Origin of the sequence: Paenibacillus sp. PCH8 (assembly GCF_002968835.1) — a bacterium.
Lineage (GTDB): Bacteria > Bacillota > Bacilli > Paenibacillales > Paenibacillaceae > Paenibacillus.
In genome coordinates this window covers 2,138,392-2,157,163 of sequence record NZ_PKQK01000001.1, presented here as the reverse complement: position 1 = coordinate 2,157,163, position 18,772 = coordinate 2,138,392, and the positions used below count along the sequence as shown (strand labels likewise).

The 18,772-nt window shown below is 47.1% G+C and carries 11 protein-coding genes, 13 tRNA genes and 4 rRNA genes; 3 read left to right on the top strand and 25 right to left on the bottom strand.

The window, feature by feature from the left end:
- Window positions 1–34: 34 nt before the first annotated feature.
- The 5 genes from C0Q44_RS09415 to ppc all read right to left on the bottom strand — a co-directional run bounded on the left by C0Q44_RS09415 (window position 35) and on the right by ppc (window position 7,110).
- Window positions 35–1,528, bottom strand: coding sequence for a CdaR family protein (locus tag C0Q44_RS09415; RefSeq protein WP_181150910.1), 1,494 nt, complete (start codon window positions 1,526–1,528; stop codon window positions 35–37).
- Window positions 1,521–2,357, bottom strand: a complete 837-nt coding sequence (cdaA, locus tag C0Q44_RS09410; RefSeq protein WP_105406994.1) for a diadenylate cyclase CdaA — start codon at window positions 2,355–2,357, stop codon at window positions 1,521–1,523. The genes C0Q44_RS09415 and cdaA overlap by 8 nt, the downstream gene beginning before the upstream one ends.
- A gap of 382 nt (window positions 2,358–2,739) precedes the next feature.
- Window positions 2,740–3,354 (bottom strand): zf-HC2 domain-containing protein, encoded by a 615-nt coding sequence (locus C0Q44_RS09405; RefSeq protein WP_017692118.1) that lies wholly within the window; start codon window positions 3,352–3,354, stop codon window positions 2,740–2,742.
- Between the two features lie 135 nt (window positions 3,355–3,489).
- Window positions 3,490–4,056, bottom strand: a complete 567-nt coding sequence (gene sigW, locus C0Q44_RS09400; RefSeq protein ID WP_017692117.1) for an RNA polymerase sigma factor SigW — start codon at window positions 4,054–4,056, stop codon at window positions 3,490–3,492.
- 261 nt (window positions 4,057–4,317) lie between these two features.
- Window positions 4,318–7,110 (bottom strand): phosphoenolpyruvate carboxylase, encoded by a 2,793-nt coding sequence (gene ppc / locus C0Q44_RS09395; RefSeq protein ID WP_105406993.1) that lies wholly within the window; start codon window positions 7,108–7,110, stop codon window positions 4,318–4,320.
- A gap of 573 nt (window positions 7,111–7,683) precedes the next feature.
- Between ppc and C0Q44_RS09390 the strand changes: the two genes are divergently transcribed.
- Entirely contained in the window at window positions 7,684–8,013 is a 330-nt protein-coding gene (locus C0Q44_RS09390) for a WGxxGxxG family protein (RefSeq protein ID WP_105406992.1), read from the top strand.
- 225 nt (window positions 8,014–8,238) lie between these two features.
- Here the strand turns inward: C0Q44_RS09390 and C0Q44_RS09385 are convergent.
- The 19 genes from C0Q44_RS09385 to C0Q44_RS09295 form a co-directional block, all read right to left on the bottom strand.
- Window positions 8,239–8,309 (bottom strand) — tRNA-Gly (locus C0Q44_RS09385).
- 12 nt (window positions 8,310–8,321) lie between these two features.
- A tRNA-Pro gene (locus C0Q44_RS09380) sits at window positions 8,322–8,395 on the bottom strand.
- Between the two features lie 15 nt (window positions 8,396–8,410).
- Window positions 8,411–8,487 (bottom strand) — tRNA-Arg (locus C0Q44_RS09375).
- 7 nt (window positions 8,488–8,494) lie between these two features.
- A tRNA-Gly gene (locus C0Q44_RS09370) sits at window positions 8,495–8,569 on the bottom strand.
- 10 nt (window positions 8,570–8,579) lie between these two features.
- Window positions 8,580–8,660 (bottom strand) — tRNA-Leu (locus C0Q44_RS09365).
- A gap of 6 nt (window positions 8,661–8,666) precedes the next feature.
- Window positions 8,667–8,742, bottom strand: a tRNA-Lys gene (locus tag C0Q44_RS09360).
- 10 nt (window positions 8,743–8,752) lie between these two features.
- Window positions 8,753–8,827 (bottom strand) — tRNA-Gln (locus C0Q44_RS09355).
- A gap of 10 nt (window positions 8,828–8,837) precedes the next feature.
- Window positions 8,838–8,913 (bottom strand) — tRNA-Val (locus C0Q44_RS09350).
- Window positions 8,914–8,920: 7 nt separating this feature from the next.
- Window positions 8,921–8,992, bottom strand: a tRNA-Glu gene (locus C0Q44_RS09345).
- A 10-nt stretch (window positions 8,993–9,002) separates the two neighbouring features.
- Window positions 9,003–9,075 (bottom strand) — tRNA-Thr (locus C0Q44_RS09340).
- A gap of 3 nt (window positions 9,076–9,078) precedes the next feature.
- Window positions 9,079–9,154 (bottom strand) — tRNA-Asn (locus C0Q44_RS09335).
- Between the two features lie 84 nt (window positions 9,155–9,238).
- Window positions 9,239–9,355 (bottom strand): 5S ribosomal RNA (gene rrf / locus C0Q44_RS09330).
- 146 nt (window positions 9,356–9,501) lie between these two features.
- Window positions 9,502–12,426 (bottom strand): 23S ribosomal RNA (locus tag C0Q44_RS09325).
- Window positions 12,427–12,678: 252 nt separating this feature from the next.
- A tRNA-Ala gene (locus C0Q44_RS09320) sits at window positions 12,679–12,754 on the bottom strand.
- A 22-nt stretch (window positions 12,755–12,776) separates the two neighbouring features.
- A tRNA-Ile gene (locus tag C0Q44_RS09315) sits at window positions 12,777–12,853 on the bottom strand.
- Between the two features lie 35 nt (window positions 12,854–12,888).
- Window positions 12,889–13,005: ribosomal RNA gene (gene rrf, locus C0Q44_RS09310) — 5S ribosomal RNA — on the bottom strand.
- 159 nt (window positions 13,006–13,164) lie between these two features.
- Window positions 13,165–14,718: ribosomal RNA gene (locus tag C0Q44_RS09305) — 16S ribosomal RNA — on the bottom strand.
- The 16S, 23S and 5S rRNA genes sit together here with 13 tRNA genes alongside, the layout of an rRNA operon.
- Before the next feature lie 526 nt (window positions 14,719–15,244).
- Window positions 15,245–15,475, bottom strand: a complete 231-nt coding sequence (locus C0Q44_RS09300; RefSeq protein WP_017692114.1) for a hypothetical protein — start codon at window positions 15,473–15,475, stop codon at window positions 15,245–15,247.
- Between the two features lie 155 nt (window positions 15,476–15,630).
- Entirely contained in the window at window positions 15,631–16,248 is a 618-nt protein-coding gene (locus tag C0Q44_RS09295) for a stage II sporulation protein M (protein ID WP_105406991.1), read from the bottom strand.
- Window positions 16,249–16,370: 122 nt separating this feature from the next.
- Here C0Q44_RS09295 and pdaB point away from each other — a divergent pair, with 122 nt between their 5' ends.
- The gene (gene pdaB / locus C0Q44_RS09290; protein WP_105406990.1) at window positions 16,371–17,147 is read left to right on the top strand and encodes a polysaccharide deacetylase family sporulation protein PdaB; all 777 of its coding nucleotides are present in this window, start codon (window positions 16,371–16,373) and stop codon (window positions 17,145–17,147) included.
- Window positions 17,148–17,247: 100 nt separating this feature from the next.
- Here the strand turns inward: pdaB and C0Q44_RS09285 are convergent, their stop codons facing one another.
- Complete coding sequence (locus C0Q44_RS09285; RefSeq protein ID WP_105406989.1) at window positions 17,248–17,880, bottom strand: KinB-signaling pathway activation protein; 633 nt, start codon at window positions 17,878–17,880, stop codon at window positions 17,248–17,250.
- Between the two features lie 124 nt (window positions 17,881–18,004).
- On the opposite strand from C0Q44_RS09285, the gene gerD reads away from it, so the two are divergent.
- Complete coding sequence (gene gerD, locus C0Q44_RS09280; protein ID WP_105406988.1) at window positions 18,005–18,745, top strand: spore germination lipoprotein GerD; 741 nt, start codon at window positions 18,005–18,007, stop codon at window positions 18,743–18,745.
- Window positions 18,746–18,772: the final 27 nt, after the last annotated feature.

Genomic DNA, 18,772 nt, shown 5'->3' with positions numbered 1-18,772 from the left:
ATAATTTTTTTTAAAAATTTCAGAATGAGAACATTTACGGATTAGAGCCATTTTTACCGCCATTACCGCTGTTATTGTTATTTAGATTACCACGATTGGTTGTGTTCGACTGAGGGCTCTGCTCCTGACTGTCCGTATTCGATTCCGTCTGCTCTTCGTCAGGAACAGGCTCCGTTTCCCCATTTTCGACCTCTGCTGGTGAAGGGTCAGGTGCTACCGTGCCCTCATCAGTCGGATCTTCACCGGGAGTAGTCGTTGTATCTTCAGCCTTTTCACTAATTTTGACCGTTGCACTCAGCGCACTGGATGAATCATCCAATTTCGCAAAACGGGGCAGATCGGCTTCAACCTTAATCTCATGCGTACCCGACGCAAGTCCCGCGAGGTTCCCGGTCAACTTGAGATCATCACTACTCAGCCCTTCAAGCATGCTTGGCGAGCCTGTGAGTGTAAGGTTCAGACCGCCACTTCGAGGAGTAACCAACGTACCTTCCAGTCCATTCCCCGCACCGGTAAGTGTAATGGGGACGTTGGGAAAGACCTTGGTGGTCTCCTCTACTTCGTCAAATGGTGATACGGTAACCTTAATCTGAATCGAACTAGGCTCGATTTTCTCAAAACCGGAAGGCGGCGTCAAGTCCATGGTAACTGTCGACGTACCTGCCTGATCGAACTGTGTTAGATCAAGGGTTACTTGGTCGTAGGACTGTATACCCGCAAGCACATCTTCTGATCCATAAACCGAGACTTCTTTCACGCTTGGCTCTACCGTGGAGAGAACTAGGCCTTCCGGCAGCTGTCCCGAATATCTGATTCTTAAGGGTACAGATGTATAGGGCTGATTGACCGGAACCCGGACTTCAACCGTTTCTGGCGTTATAATCGCATTTTCAAGGACTTTGCCTTCGGCATCGTATGCCTGAAGCTTCACTTTTTTCTGTATGACATCATCCTTCGCATCCTTCACGCTCACACTGCCCTGGACTTTCGCTACAGCCTCAAGCTGTCCTTCCGGCAGAGTTACCTTAACCGGAGCTGCCGGTTCAACAACGGGCGTTCCAGCGCTGTATCCGGCGGATGGTTCTCCTTCGGGTACAATATTCACATTGAAGGATTTCGTGCCCAATTTTTCCACATTCACTGTAACCATGGAAGGCTCCATGCTAACCACTTCAACGCCAGAAGGTAGATCAGGCACCAGCGGCAATGTATTGGACCCATCTTTCACCTGGCTCAGATCGACCAGGACTTTATAATCGTCATTGGTAAAAATCGAAGTTAACATCGAGCGCTGCCCTTTGATTTCCAATCGGACCTCATCTGTACTTAATGATGTAAGCACATAGGCGTTGCTGTCTAACCCATAAGGTTGAACAGGCACCGTACGTTCCACAACCTTATGGGTTATTCCCGTTGTAATCGTCGGAGTAGTTGGCACTTCATCCAGATGAATCATGAACCAGAGTAGCAGGCTCACCGCAAGCGCCAGTATTTTGGCAAAGTTATTATTGTTAAACCACTTATCCATTGTTACGTCCCCCCTTCCGTTTCCAGAAGGTTGTCCAGCCATTCTTTTTCAAATTGGATGTAGGGCGCAACTCCTCGTATAGTTTGGTAATCAGTGATTCTTCCTTAATATCACGTACCACCTGTCCATTCATCGCCAGCGACACTTGTCCTGTCTCCTCGGAAACAACCAAACAGATCGCATCTGCAACTTCAGTAATTCCAATCGCTGCACGGTGACGTGTTCCGAGTTCCTTGCTGATAAATGGATTCTCTGATAAAGGCAAATAACAGGCTGCCGCCGTGATCTGCTTTCCTTGTATAATAACGGCTCCATCATGGAGCGGTGTATTAGGAATAAAGATGTTTATCATCAGCTCTGAGCTGACAAGAGATTGCATCTTAATGCCCGATTCCGTGTAATCGTTCAGACCCGTTTCACGCTCGAATACAACCAACGCGCCAATTTTACGCCGTGACAGATAATTAACAGACTTAATAATCTCACCAATTAGCACCGTTAATTCTTCATCACTCGCTGCCGCTGAACGTCCAAACAGCTTACCGCGTCCCAATTGCTCCAGACCACGACGCAATTCCGGCTGAAAGATAATAAACACCGCAACGACACCAAACGTAAACATCTGGTTCATCAGCCATTTGAGCGTATACAGGTTTAGCCATGTACTTAATGCCCAGATCAGCACAAGAAACAGAATCCCTTTTAGGAGCTGAACCGCACGCGTACCTCGCACAAGCAAAATCAGTTTGTACATAATATAGGTCACGATCAATATATCAATAACGTCCTTAATGGACTCTGTCCACGTTAAGTCAGCAAAATAATTCATAAGCCAGCCCCCGCTATCCCCATTGATGAGTAAACCCTGATCTCATATTAACCCATTAGGATTTTATATAATCCTTTATCTTAGCATCTGCATCATTCCATTCAAGCTGCTCCTATAGTCGAAGAGAATGATTTCAATCTATATTGATGGAGATTACGCTCTTTGGATGGATGCATAGTGCTTATCTATATGTAGTAGTATGTTCTCTTTAGTATCTAGGTTATAACGTTAACGTTCAGGTTGCAAGTTACAGCAGTCACAATCTGCGCATAAATAATGGATTTACCATAAATTACAATTCATACGTATAAAAAAAGAGTACCCCCTGATGCAATCTGGAGGTACCCTGCTTGGTATATACCATTGAAGAATTTACCCTGTTCTAGCGATAAGCTACTTCATTTACCATATTGGTTATTTTGTACCAGAACCAGTCCAGCGCCTGATCAATACTTTTCACCTGACCTGAAATATGCGCCGTTGAAGCCTGAAACAGTTGTCCGTCGATAACCGTCAGATTGCCGTTCACATCACCATATACTTGTGCGGTTCCATTTTCTATCGTAAGATCGCCAGCAATTGACTTACCTTCAGGAACAATAACCGTGTTACCCTGAATCACGATCTGGTCCAGATTATTTCCCTTAACGACCATTTCGTTATTCTGATTCCAGAAATTCAAGGCGCTAAAGAGCATCACGACCAAAAAGAAGGCTGCCGCCGTCAGCGCGGGATGTCCTTTGACCCATTTGAGCCATACTTGCTGTCTCTTGGGCTGGGGCAGAGCATTCATAATTCGATTGGTCAGCTCATCCGAGGCAGACGGTGAATAGTGTTTCATGGCAAAGAGTAGCATTTCCGTCTGTTCCAACTCTTTAAAGCGCATGCGACAATCCGGACAGATCACAAGGTGACTTTTCAGTTCAACCTTCTGGGCCGGGGACAACGACTCATCCAAACATTCATGCATTAAAGAGACGGCCGAGTTGCAATCCATATGAGAGCCAATCCTTTCTTAGATCACTTAGTCCATGAGCCTGTAAAAAGCGCGCATAAGACTTGCATACATTACATACGCATCCGTTTCGGATATGTTTCAAATAATTTCGCCCAAATAAAAAGCATAGAACATTTATAACTTGTACTCCAATTTTTTACGTAAGAAATCACGGCCCCGATGAACGCGTGTCTTAATCGTTGTTACGGGCATACCTGTTACATCACTGATTTCCTGTAGTGACAAGTCCTGTAAATATCTCAAAATCATAACGGACTTATACTTGGCCGGCAAACTGTCAATCGCCTCACGAATGAGTGTCTGCGTTTCCGACAGCAGTGCTTCACTCTCCGGTGTACGATCATCACTCGGAAGCATCGCGTAACCATCCGATCCTTCTTGATCGTTCAGTTCAGCATCCAAAGAGTAGGAAGGTTTCTTTCTGCGCAGTCGGTCGATACACAGATTGGTCGCAATCCGGTAGATCCAGGTTGAGAACTTCTGGTTCGGATCGTACTTCTCCATGTTGCGAAACACACGCAAAAACGTCTCCTGTACAACGTCTTCAGCTTCATGACGGTTGTTCAGCATCCGGTATGCCAAGTGAAACAGCTTGTCTTTATATAGTTCAACGATTTCTGCAAAGGCTCTCTGGTCGCCTTTCAGCACCAGCTTAACAAGCCTGTTTTCCAAATTGTCCACCTTTAATTCCCCCAGACATGCTGATGGGTCTTCCGTCTTCTGATACCCGTCCACACTTGTAATTCACCAATCAAATCGTAAATCAACTTTGGTCAAAAATCAAGACTGTATGACAAATATCCGCCAAAAACAGTAAAAACGGGAACTCCCGAAGGAGTCCCGTTTCATTTCTCACTCCTTAGAGTAGAGAATGGAGCATTTAATCAACAAAGTAATGGGTACTTCGTTTCATATCGTCATTCTTTTGCAGCAGTTAGATAATCAACCTGTATTACGAAGCCCTGCAGCGATGCCGTTGATTGTCAGCAACACTTCCCTAAGTAGTTCCGTATCATCCTCACCACGTTCACGCATATCTCTGAGCTCGCTCAGAAGTTGAACCTGCATGTAGGACAATGGATCCACATAAGGGTTACGAAGACGAATGGATTCTTGAATAACGGGTACATCATCGAGAATCTCAGCTTCTCCGGTAATTTTCAGAATCAGCTCTTTGGTGAGCTTGAATTCGGCTTCAATCTGACCGTATATGCGATCACGGGCTTCTTTGTTCGAAGTCATTGCTGAATATTCTTTGGCAATAACAAGGTCAGCCTTGGCTACGGCCATCTGAACCGTATCAATAAGCGTGCGGAAGAATGGGAAGCTTGCATACATTTCTTTCAGAACAACCAGGTTTTCCTCTTTATCCTGATAGTAACTTTGCAACCCTGTTCCTGCCGCATACCAAGCCGGAAGCAGATATCGACTTTGCGTCCATGCAAATACCCAAGGAATCGCTCTGAGATCTTCGAACTTGTCGCTACCTTTCCGCTTGGACGGACGTGAACCAATATTCAGTTCACCCACCTCTGGAAGCGGTGTGGATTCCTTGAAGAAGGTGAAGAAGTCTGGATCACGGAAAATCAGATCCTGATACTTCGTCAGGGATACTTCCGAAATCTCTTTGATGATGCTGTCCCAATGACGCTCAGATTCTGATTCTTGTGGTTCAAGACCATTCAGTGCTGCTGTTATCAAAGCAGAAGTTGCCTGCTCCAGACTACGGTATGCAATCCCCTGAAGGGAGTAACGGGAAGAAATAACCTCTCCCTGCTCCGTGATCTTGATGCCCCCACCAATGGTATGCGGTGGTTGAGCAAGAATACTACGGTTGAGTGGCATGCCGCCACGTCCAAGAGCCCCGCCACGTCCATGGAAGAACTTCAGCTTAACGCCGTGTTCATTACCTACAGCCGTAATGGCGTTCATGGCTACACGCAGTTCCCAGTTGGCTGTAACCACTCCACCATCCTTGTTGCTGTCTGAATAACCAAGCATAATTTCATGCAGTTCATTCCGTCCACTTACGCTTGCGCGGTATACAGGGAGGTTGAACAACTTCTGCATAATTTCCGAAGCAGCATGTAGATCATCAATCGTCTCAAAGAGTGGAACGGCCTGAAGTGTAGATATGACCTCACCATTCTGTCCTTTGGTGAATAAGCCCACTTCCTTGGCAAATACCATAACCTCCAACAAATCACTTGCGCCCTGCGTCATACTGATGAGGTAACTTGTGATACAGTCGGCCCCAAATTCGTTCTGGGCACGCTTAATGGTACGGAAGACCTCCAAACACTCTTTGGTTCCCTCCGTATATTGGTGGTAAGGAGAAGTAAGCGGACGTGGATCATCCAGCAAACGAGCCAGCAGATCAATTTTACCGTCTTCTGTGAGACGCGCATAATCTTCTACAATGTTCATTTTGGCTAAAATCTCTGACATCGCATTTTCGTGTTCCTTACTATGCTGACGCACATCCAATGCTGCAGTGTGGAATCCAAACAGTTCAACTTGACGAATCATTTTGCGAATGGTCGTATCAGCTACGTAATCAGCAAAATGGTGACGCAGGCTTCGATCAATAATCATCAGATCTTCGATCAGATCCTTAGCGCCATCATATCGGTCAGGCTGTCCCACTTTGTTCTCATCCAATACATTGTTCAACTTGGCAATCATGTAGGCCAATTTGATGCGGTATGGCTCTTTTTCATTCCGCCATATATCCACTTTTTTCAACGTGACACAATCACGGTCCTGCTCAATCGACTTCACCAGCTCATCCGATACATGGATGATGTTCGTACTGAAGCTGAGATGGCCCATGAGTTCAATCATAATCCGCTGGTATTCACGCAAAGCAAGCTTGCGTTGCATCAACAGTGTCTGCCATGTTACATCTGAAGTTACCGAAGGATTTCCATCCCGGTCTCCACCAATCCAGGAACCGAACCGCAAATACGTCGGTACATGCCAGTCATGGTCAGGATAAAATTTATTCAGGCAGCGTTCCAGCTCCTGGTATACATCCGGAAGTACGTGGAACAACGTTTCATGAAAGTAATACATCCCGTTCCGCACTTCATCAAGTACAGTGGGTTTGCGGTCGCGAAGTTCATCGGTCTGCCAGAGGGTAATAACCTCGTTAAGCAGCTTCTCCCGCAACTGTTCACGTTCACGCAACGTCAGCGTAGGATTATCGAGCAGCATGACATCTTCGGAGATCCGTTTGTGGATGTCCAGAATAACCCGGCGCATAGCCTCGGTCGGATGAGCTGTCATAACAAGTTCCAGCGATAATTCATCCAGAATCTCTTCTACTTCCGTATGAGACAATCCGCGTTCCTTTAGATCCAGTACTGCTTTTTCTATCGATCCTGGCTGCACAGCGTTACCTGCAGAACGTTCATAATCCCGTTTACGCCGGATCCGATGGTTTTGTTCAGCAATGTTAACTAATTGAAAATAAATTGCAAAAGCCCGAATAACCTGATGACGATTGTCCGAGTCTAATTCCTGGATCATCGTTTTGAACTCTGCATACAGTTCTGGCAAGAATTCTGCACGTAACGATTTGCTCGTTTCCCGAATCTTCTCAACGATATCTAGAAGCTCCGTGCCGCCTTGATGGACAAGAACTTCTCCGAGTATATTGCCCAGGAACCGCACGTCTCGCCGTAGCAGGTTGTTGGATTGGCTTTTGCTGGCGGTTACCATAGTTTCAGTCATGCTTATCCTCCCATCTGATCGTCCATTCGTACACGTAAATTTGACACCTTCATAACATCATACAATAAAATGGTACGAAAATCTTTATTTTTCTACTAGAAAAAATGGGGATTATCCCCGATTTACAGCACAAAAACACGCTTTTTTATTCATTTTCTTATTCTGCTTCAATTAATGGTCATATGCTGTCGCATGATACCTTTTTCACATACTTTTCTCAAGTTAAATGTCTCATACCTATTCTTTAAAATTCATAAATATGCAGTACACCTAGTTAAAATTGAAGTACCTGATAGTAACTGAAACTACATAATATTCATGGCTTGATAACAGACGTATGCAAAGAAACATGACCGGCAAAGCAAGCTTTTGTATACTTTACCACAGTGACGCAATAAATTAAAGACGTTATTACAAATTTCTTTCTATTACAGTCTGCTTACTCTTGAAGTTTTTCATGTATGTAGGTAGCTCCTTGTAACCGAAACCAGAACTTAACACAAAAATTGTACATAATGTTCTAGGGTTTTTGGGCAGATTAGACTATAGCTCAAACAAAAAGGAGGAATTCACATGATGAAAAAAGGTACTACGATTGTCGCTTCCATGCTTCTCGTCGCAGCATTAGCTGGGCCCGCTGGAGCTCAAGGTCATACAGCTAAAGGGATGGACACCAACGGCTCACGGGTTCATTCTTACCAGGACAGCAACTATATGAACCAAACCAACATGAATGGTGATCTCCGTACGAATGGTGACTACCGTACCAACAGCGTTCGTGCGAATGCTAATACAACAACCAACCGTGACAACGGAATGGACTGGGGCTGGCTCGGTTTACTGGGGCTACTTGGTTTAGCTGGCATGCGTAAAAGAGTGACAGATCATAATAACCACCGTTAATCTGAAATAATTGTTGTACGAAGTCACCTGTAGTATTGTAATAATATTCTAAAATCACAGGTGAATATAAAGAGCCAAGACCTTTCCTGTTTCATTGGAAGATGGTCTTGGCTCTTAATGATACTTACATCTCTACATAAACTACCTATTTAGATCGTACGAAATCAACAAAAACAAAGAGAGCATCTACAATTGTAGATGCTCTCTTCTTTAATCAACCAGGTAAGCGGGTGATGGGAATCGAACCCACGCTATTAGCTTGGAAGGCTAAAGTTCTACCATTGAACTACACCCGCACAAACATAAGATCGGGATGACACGATTTGAACATGCGACCCCCTGGTCCCAAACCAGGTGCTCTACCAAGCTGAGCTACATCCCGATACTAAAAAAATAATGGCGCGCCCTGAGAGATTCGAACTCCCGGCCTTTTGATTCGTAGTCAAACGCTCTATCCAGCTGAGCTAAGGGCGCAAAATAATGGAGCGGACGACGGGAATCGAACCCGCGACCCTCGCCTTGGCAAGGCGATGCTCTACCGCTGAGCCACGTCCGCTTATAAAGGATGCGCGTGGAGGGACTTGAACCCCCACGTCAAAGACGCTAGATCCTAAGTCTAGTGCGTCTGCCAATTCCGCCACACGCGCATATGATGGTGAGTCATGAAGGGCTCGAACCTTCGACACCCTGATTAAAAGTCAGGTGCTCTACCAACTGAGCTAATGACTCATAATAAAAATGGCTGGGGATATAGGATTTGAACCTATGCATGACGGAGTCAAAGTCCGTTGCCTTACCGCTTGGCTAATCCCCATTAAACTAGATGGTGGAGGCTGAGGGGTTCGAACCCCCGACCCTCTGCTTGTAAGGCAGATGCTCTCCCAGCTGAGCTAAGCCTCCATCTATATGACCCGTAGGGGATTTGAACCCCTGTTACCTCCGTGAAAGGGAGGTGTCTTAACCCCTTGACCAACGGGCCCCATTTTCAAAGCTCTCAACCGGGATCGAACCGGTGACCTCATCCTTACCATGGATGCACTCTACCTACTGAGCTATGAGAGCAAATGGCTCCCCGAACAGGGCTCGAACCTGTGACAACTCGATTAACAGTCGAGTGCTCTACCAACTGAGCTATCAGGGAATAATATGCATTTGCAGAGCAAATGCAATTCATCGTACAACGTCCACATGCAGAGCCTGTTTTCTATGTATGATGAAAGAGTTCGCTTGGCGGCGTCCTACTCTCCCAGGACCCTGCGGTCCAAGTACCATCGGCGCTAGAGGGCTTAACGGTCGTGTTCGGGATGGGTACGTGTGGAACCCCTCCGCTATCGCCACCAAACGTGATTTGTCGAAGCATAGCTTCTTGAAATCAAATATGGAACTGAAAATCATACACACGTTCTGTGATGTACCGATTTTCATTTCAGAGTATTTGTTCTCTGAAAACTAGATTCGAAACGAAATTTGCGATTTATCACTTGCATATTGGATAAGCCCTCGACCGATTAGTACTGGTCAGCTCCATGCATTGCTGCACTTCCACCCCCAGCCTATCTACCTCGTCGTCTTCAAGGGGTCTTACATACTGGGAAATCTCATCTTGAGGGGGCTTCACGCTTAGATGCTTTCAGCGTTTATCCCTTCCGTACATAGCTACCCAGCGGTGCTCCTGGCGGAACAACTGGTACACCAGCGGTACGTCCATCCCGGTCCTCTCGTACTAAGGACAGCTCCTCTCAAATTTCCTACGCCCACGACAGATAGGGACCGAACTGTCTCACGACGTTCTGAACCCAGCTCGCGTACCGCTTTAATGGGCGAACAGCCCAACCCTTGGGACCTACTTCAGCCCCAGGATGCGATGAGCCGACATCGAGGTGCCAAACCTCCCCGTCGATGTGGACTCTTGGGGGAGATAAGCCTGTTATCCCCAGGGTAGCTTTTATCCGTTGAGCGATGGCCCTTCCATGCGGTACCACCGGATCACTAAGCCCGACTTTCGTCCCTGCTCGACTTGTAGGTCTCGCAGTCAAGCTCCCTTATGCCTTTGCACTCTTCGAATGATTTCCAACCATTCTGAGGGAACCTTTGGGCGCCTCCGTTACTCTTTAGGAGGCGACCGCCCCAGTCAAACTGCCCACCTGACACTGTCCCCGCACCGGATTACGGTACCAGGTTAGAACCTAGATACGATCAGGGTGGTATCCCAACGTTGCCTCCACGCAAGCTGGCGCTCACGTTTCAAAGGCTCCCACCTATCCTGTACAGATCGTACCCAAATTCAATATCAAGCTGCAGTAAAGCTCCATGGGGTCTTTCCGTCTTGTCGCGGGTAACCTGCATCTTCACAGGTATTAAAATTTCACCGGATCTCTCGTTGAGACAGCGCCCAAGTCGTTACGCCATTCGTGCGGGTCAGAATTTACCTGACAAGGAATTTCGCTACCTTAGGACCGTTATAGTTACGGCCGCCGTTTACTGGGGCTTCGGTTCACAGCTTCGGATTGCTCCTAACCACTCCCCTTAACCTTCCAGCACCGGGCAGGCGTCAGCCCGTATACTTCGCCTTACGGCTTCGCACAGACCTGTGTTTTTGCTAAACAGTCGCTTGGGCCTTTTCACTGCGGCCCCCTCGTGCTATTCACACTACCGGGGCACCCCTTCTCCCGAAGTTACGGGGTCATTTTGCCGAGTTCCTTAACGAGAGTTCTTCCGCGCGCCTTAGAATACTCTTCTCGCCTACCTGTGTCGGTTTGCGGTACGGGCACCATCACCTGGCTAGAGGCTTTTCTTGGCAGTGTGAGATCATGACCTTCGCTACTATAATTTTCGCTCCCCATCACAGCTCAGCCTTAGTAATGTGCGGATTTGCCTACACATCAGCCTTACTGCTTAGACGGACATCCATCAGTCCGCGTCACTACCCTACTGCGTCCCCCATTGCTCATAACGGCTTACGGTGGTACAGGAATTTCGACCTGTTGTCCTTCGACTACGCCTTTCGGCCTCGCCTTAGGTCCCGACTTACCCTGAGCGGACGAGCCTTCCTCAGGAACCCTTAGGCTTTCGGCGGACAAGATTCTCACTTGTCTTTTCGTTACTCATACCGGCATTCTCACTTGTATAATGTCCAGCGCTCCTTACGGTACACCTTCAACCCTTATACAACGCTCCCCTACCCCTGATGCACTGCATCAAGCCATAGCTTCGGTGGCGTGTTTAGCCCCGTTACATTTTCGGCGCAGAGTCACTCGACCAGTGAGCTATTACGCACTCTTTCAATGGTGGCTGCTTCTAAGCCAACATCCTGGTTGTCTGTGCAACTCCACATCCTTTCCCACTTAACACACACTTGGGGACCTTAGCTGATGGTCTGGGCTGTTTCCCTTTTGACAATGGATCTTAGCACTCACTGTCTGACTCCCGGAAGTAAGTCTATGGCATTCGGAGTTTGACTGAGCTTGGTAACCCTTGCGGGCCCCGCACCCAATCAGTGCTCTACCTCCACGACTCTGTTTTCCGAGGCTAGCCCTAAAGCTATTTCGGGGAGAACCAGCTATCTCCGAGTTCGATTGGAATTTCTCCGCTACCCCCACCTCATCCCCGCATTTTTCAACATGCGTGGGTTCGGGCCTCCAGTGCGTGTTACCGCACCTTCACCCTGGACAGGGGTAGATCACCCGGTTTCGGGTCTACGTCCACGTACTATGTCGCCCTATTCAGACTCGCTTTCGCTGCGGCTCCGGCTCTTCACCTTAACCTTGCACGGGAACGTAACTCGCCGGTTCATTCTACAAAAGGCACGCCATCACCCCTAAAACGGGCTCTGACTTTTTGTAAGCACACGGTTTCAGGTTCTATTTCACTCCCCTTCCGGGGTGCTTTTCACCTTTCCCTCACGGTACTGCTTCACTATCGGTCGCTAGGAAGTATTTAGCCTTGGCAGATGGTCCTGCCGGATTCATACGGGGTTTCACGTGCCCCGCACTACTCGGGATCCGTCTCGGAGAGAACAGACTTTCAACTACAGGGCTTTTACCTTCTTTGGCGGGCCTTTCCAGACCTCTTCGCTTAATCGGTTCCTTTGTAACTCCATGTGAGACGTCCCACAACCCCAAAGAGCAAGCTCTCTGGTTTGGGCTTCTCCGCGTTCGCTCGCCGCTACTGACGGAATCACTATTGTTTTCTCTTCCTCAGGGTACTTAGATGTTTCAGTTCCCCTGGTATGCCTCTGCATAACCTATGTATTCAGTTATGAGTAACTGGAAATTACCCCAGCTGGGTTTCCCCATTCGGACACCCCCGGATCAAAGCTTGCTTACAGCTCCCCGAGGCAGTTTCGTTGTTCGCCACGTCCTTCATCGGCTCCTAGCGCCTAGGCATCCTCCGTGTGCTCTTAGTAGCTTAACCAAATTGTTCCGGTATTGACTGCTCGCTTCCCTTGTTTTGCTTGCGCAAAGCCAAAAGTCGCTCCCATTCGATACCATCGCAACAGCAATTATCTACCTTATAAACACTTCACTTGTTTACACAAGATCAGCTAGGATGATTGTTGATCGGTTACTTGAACCGAACAAGCATTCATCCCTTAAAGGAATGTTCTAATTCGCATTTTTCGTTTCGATATCTAGTTTTCAAAGAACAAACTCATAAAAGGTTTATTGGTGGAGCCAAGCGGGATCGAACCGCTGACCTCCTGCTTGCAAGGCAGGCGCTCTCCCAGCTGAGCTATGGCCCCATATAAAAGGAAAAAATGAAAATGGTGGGCCCTGGTGGACTCGAACCACCGGCCTCACCCTTATCAGAGGTGCGCTCTAACCAACTGAGCTAAGGGCCCACATTATATTATATTTTGAACCCAAAATGGGTTACGCTTGGCGACGTTCTACTCTCCCAGGACCCTGCGGTCCAAGTACCATTGACGCTGAAGGGCTTAACGGTCGTGTTCGGGATGGGAACGTGTGGAACCCCTTCGCTATCGCCACCAAACGTTTTGAGAGTTTGAGCTCTCAAAACTGAGCAACGAGTGAGTTGCTTGTGCTTTCCATTTCATCCACACCGAAGTGACGGACCGAAATGAATCGCTGTGCAGGTTCTAAAGAACCTGCTTATTTGAATGTTTCCGTTACAGGAAACGATTCTCCATAGAAAGGAGGTGATCCAGCCGCACCTTCCGATACGGCTACCTTGTTACGACTTCACCCCAATCATCTATCCCACCTTCGGCGGCTGGCTCCTTGCGGTTACCCCACCGACTTCGGGTGTTATAAACTCTCGTGGTGTGACGGGCGGTGTGTACAAGACCCGGGAACGTATTCACCGCGGCATGCTGATCCGCGATTACTAGCAATTCCGACTTCATGCAGGCGAGTTGCAGCCTGCAATCCGAACTGAGACCAGCTTTGTTGGGATTAGCTCCATCTCGCGATTTCGCAGCCCGTTGTACTGGCCATTGTAGTACGTGTGTAGCCCAGGTCATAAGGGGCATGATGATTTGACGTCATCCCCACCTTCCTCCGGTTTGTCACCGGCAGTCTATCTAGAGTGCCCACCATGATGTGCTGGCAACTAAATATAAGGGTTGCGCTCGTTGCGGGACTTAACCCAACATCTCACGACACGAGCTGACGACAACCATGCACCACCTGTCTCCTCTGTCCCGAAGGAAAGATACATCTCTGCATCGATCAGAGGGATGTCAAGACCTGGTAAGGTTCTTCGCGTTGCTTCGAATTAAACCACATACTCCACTGCTTGTGCGGGTCCCCGTCAATTCCTTTGAGTTTCAGTCTTGCGACCGTACTCCCCAGGCGGAGTGCTTAATGTGTTAACTTCGGCACCAAGGGTATCGAAACCCCTAACACCTAGCACTCATCGTTTACGGCGTGGACTACCAGGGTATCTAATCCTGTTTGCTCCCCACGCTTTCGCGCCTCAGCGTCAGTTACAGCCCAGAGAGTCGCCTTCGCCACTGGTGTTCCTCCACATATCTACGCATTTCACCGCTACACGTGGAATTCCACTCTCCTCTTCTGCACTCAAGTCACCCAGTTTCCAGTGCGATCCGGGGTTGAGCCCCGGGATTAAACACCAGACTTAAATGACCGCCTGCGCGCGCTTTACGCCCAATAATTCCGGACAACGCTTGCCCCCTACGTATTACCGCGGCTGCTGGCACGTAGTTAGCCGGGGCTTTCTTCTCAGGTACCGTCACCTTGAGAGCAGTTACTCTCCCAAGCGTTCTTCCCTGGCAACAGAGCTTTACGATCCGAAAACCTTCATCACTCACGCGGCATTGCTCCGTCAAGCTTTCGCCCATTGCGGAAGATTCCCTACTGCTGCCTCCCGTAGGAGTCTGGGCCGTGTCTCAGTCCCAGTGTGGCCGATCACCCTCTCAGGTCGGCTACGCATCGTCGCCTTGGTGAGCCGTTACCTCACCAACTAGCTAATGCGCCGCAGGCCCATCCCCAAGTGACAGATTGCTCCGTCTTTCCAGTTCTCTTCAGGTGAAGAAAACAATTATTCGGTATTAGCTACCGTTTCCGGTAGTTGTCCCAAACTTGAGGGCAGGTTGCCTACGTGTTACTCACCCGTCCGCCGCTAACCATCAGAGAAGCAAGCTTCTCTTCAAGTCCGCTCGACTTGCATGTATTAGGCATGCCGCCAGCGTTCGTCCTGAGCCAGGATCAAACTCTCCAATTAAAAGATGAATTTCAGTAGCGTGGTTAGACGCTATAAAAATCATCTCAAGTATTTGAAAAGAGCGATATGCTCATTTTGAATCTGACGAGATTAAAAATCTCATTTGTGCTCCAGTCGATCCAAGCCAAGGCTTGTCTCAAACTTTCGCGTTCATTCTGCAAGCAGAATGTTTACTCACTCGTTGTTCAGTTTTCAAAGATCAAACATTCAATTTGTTGCTGTCATTCTTGTTGTCGTCGTTTCAGCGGCGACTTTTATAATATATCATGTCCAAGTTCTCTTTGCAAGCATTATTTTTCGATTGCTTTCAATCGCCTTATTATGATGCTTGTTTCGGTGAACTGTTCCTAAAAAAGGAACGAAAGTTAATTTACCATATGAAATTAGAAAGGTCAACCCTTTTTCGACAAAAAGTATGGTTCACTACCAATTTCGATATAATCATGGTTCAGAGGTACAGCATCATCTTTTGAGAGCCGCACCTCGCTTCCACTTCTGTACTGCGAATATAGGACCAGCGTCCGCATTATGGCTTGGACTTTTTCAGCTTCCCACCTCTTGCATACTTGGACAACTCTTTAGGCGGAGCAAAACGTGCATACATACGGAACACGGTCTTGTATCGGCTCGCGATAGCGTATTTGATCTCTTGGTCGAGACGATTATCACTTAGATCGAACAACATCTCATCTAACTCTTTACGCAGCACATAGTCCAGTTCCTTACATTCCTTCTCGTTAAACAACATACCCAGCATTAGAGTTCTCCTTTTTGTGCATAGCCTCTTTATCACACCTACACAAGTTTCATGCACCACCCCCGTGATCTCCCTTTTGGTGGATGTTGTGGAAACCCGTTTTATTGTTATGGTCAACTTTCTGAAAATTTATGAATGTGAACCAACACAAAATTTTATCCTCTGACCAGAGTATACGTAAGTGTGCTTTCGATGATTGCTGCAACAAGAAGCAAGACAACTACCCAGAAAGATGCTGTTAACGTCCTATTCATGAATTTCCTCCAATGGGTACCAATCATATCCCGTTTGTCACTTCCAAGTTGTAGAAGACTTTTGATCACCAGACCACCAAACTTGAGTCCAAATGCGCAAGCAATAATAATGACCGGAATTTCAATAATGCCATGTGGAAGCAGACCTTTAATCACAATATCATAGAAACTCGCCCCATAATTCATCGTGGTGTGAACGACAAATCCAAGGACCATACCATTGATCAGCAGGAAAATGACAGGCAGAATTCCAAAGAATATACCGGCATAGATGACAAGTACACTTTTGATCGCATTATTGAAAAAGATAAACATGAAGAAGTTCCATTGCACATTGCCCCCCTGCTCCAGCCGTTCACTAACCTCGCGTAATCCCCCGATTTGATTTAATAAGAGTTCCTCTAATGGTCCTGTGCTCACCCAACCCGCACCAATCCCCATGGTAAATAAGACTACAGACCAGATTAAAGCACTGCGGATGGAACCAAGATCTCTGAGAAATGTACTGAATTTTAACATAATGACCTCCTGTAGAATCTAAATGTTGGACAAACAAATGACAGTTACGAATAACTGGGCAGTACGAGCATACATTGGAGAGTAAACAAGCATTTCTTATGGGAGAGGGGCGCTTATCGAAAATGAACTCGTTCTATGTATTTAGCGGCAAAAAGATCAAACGTTACCTGATTGTGCTGGTTGCTGCCGTCTTTGCGATCGGTATCATCTATCTGGAGAGCGGCAATGTTTCCGTATTCTCGGAGGATGCACCGTCAGCCATCTACAGCGTTCCAACCGAGAAGAAAGTGATTGCACTTACCTTTGACATTAGTTGGGGAGATAAAAGGACAGAACCTATTCTAAAAGTTCTTCAGGAGAATAAAGTGCAGAAAGCTACCTTTTTCCTCTCCTCCCCATGGAGCAAGACACATCCCGAGATTGTAACAGCAATCAAAGATGCAGGGTATGAAATTGGCAGTCATGGACACAGACATGAGAACTACAGCAGCCTGACCGAAGAAGAAATTCGCAAGGAAATTTCGACTGCTCACAGCATTTTAACCGATTTAACGGGAAAAGAACCGAAATTGCTGCGTCTGCCTAACGGGGACTTTGACAAGCGTGTACTTCAGGTAGCCAATAGTCTGAACTATCAGGTTGTTCAATGGGACACTGACTCCCTGGATTGGAAGAACCCTGGTGTACAGACCATTGTGGATCGCGTAGTAAGCAAAGCTCATCCGGGTGATATCGTGTTGCTACATGCAAGTGATTCCTCCAAACAAACCCATGAAGCACTCCCTGCCATTGTCGACAAACTGAAGAATCAGGGATATGAGTTCGTAACCGTCTCCGAGCTGCTCAACCATTCCAGTGTCGAGGGCAAGGAAGTTCGTGACCACGCCAGCGCTCAATAATTGGTAGATTTGCTTGGGACGACAGCTTCAACACAAGCTTAAAAAGTTGAAAAGAGCTAACCAGGTTAGCTCTTTTTGGTATGTTTTTGGCAAACGCAATCTACGCCCGGCTTTCTTTTAACTGTTCTGCTTTTCCACTTACGCTAGACTTTGTCGATACATCCACCAACCTGTGCAATATCAGCATTTGGTATGCATTACATAACAGCAAGGGAACCACAATAAATATGGTTGCAGAATTCACATCGATGCGCAATACGCCTATCGTCTCCACTACGGTGACGGCAATCATAAAAAAGAGTGTAGGTACGAGTGCCGAAATATGAGTCAGTTTCACTTTAACGTAAGCGGTAACAATTGCAGCCAACAAAATAATGATACCTAGCACGATATCCGATAATCGCTCCCGGCCTCCTCCTACAAACAAACGCAAAAACATCACGTCAAGCAGGGCTAACACCGTCAGGATAATCTGTACAATCTGCCATCCACGTTTTGGGAATACACCTTTGCCCATATAATTCAATATCAGATATGCAAAGAAACCCATTTGTGAATAAACGCTGATCATAACGCCTGATCCAAACAAGATCAGAAGGTACAAAAGAAAATCATTCAACCCATTTGTTTTCTCTCCGTTTACCAGCATCATAATTAATCCAGTACCTAATGCTCCAGCGGCCCCAATAAGCAAGGCTGTCCAAAATAGGAAAAACCATTTACGTAAATTCAAATGTTTTCCACCCCGAGTGTTTATTTTACCAACCTTCACAGCAAAAAACCATCATTGCTCAACATATTTCCCCCTTTCCCATCACATACTACATCCAGTATCTAATCAAGGAGGGATTGTACACATGAAACGGCCTTTGTGGCAGCAATGCTGTGTCGTACTGGGACTATCCGTCATGCTTGCCGGCTGCGGTTCAGATCAGAGTTCTTCGCCTCCTCAGGGCAGTTATAAAGAGATGAAAACGATGGTCGTAGATATTTTGAAAAGTGATGAAGGCAAAAAAGCAGTGGAGGAAGCTCTTACAGGTCAAAGTTCCTCCAGCGGGGAGGGCGGTGGTTCGGAAGGTGGCGGATCAGGTGGTGGTTCGGGAACTATTGGGATGAAAATGTTAATGCCTATGCAATCTTCGGAACAAATACGTATTGCAGTAAAAGATACCATCACAGCTCCTGAATACAAGAAGGAATTTGAGAAAATCATGACAGATCCTCAGTTTGCTGGCGAATTCGCCAAAGTAATCAACTCACAAAGCAAGCAGCTCCACATGCAGTTGATTAAAGATCCCACATATCAAAAGTCCATTGGGGATATCATGAAATCACCTGAGGTATCCAAGATGTTTATGGATATGACCAAGACCCCCGATTATCGCAAACAGACGATGACTGTTATGCAGGAAGTCATGCAAAATCCGTTGTTCCGCATGGAAGTACTCACTTTGCTCAAGAAAGTTGTGCAGGACGAGCTACAACCAAAAGTAGAGAGTGGTGGGCAACAGCAGGGCGGACAAGATGGCCAGGGGCAGGGAGGTAGCGACGGCGGAGATGGAGGCAGTGGTGGCTCTGGCGGAAGTGGCGGTTCGTAACAATAGGTGATGATACATCACAGAAAC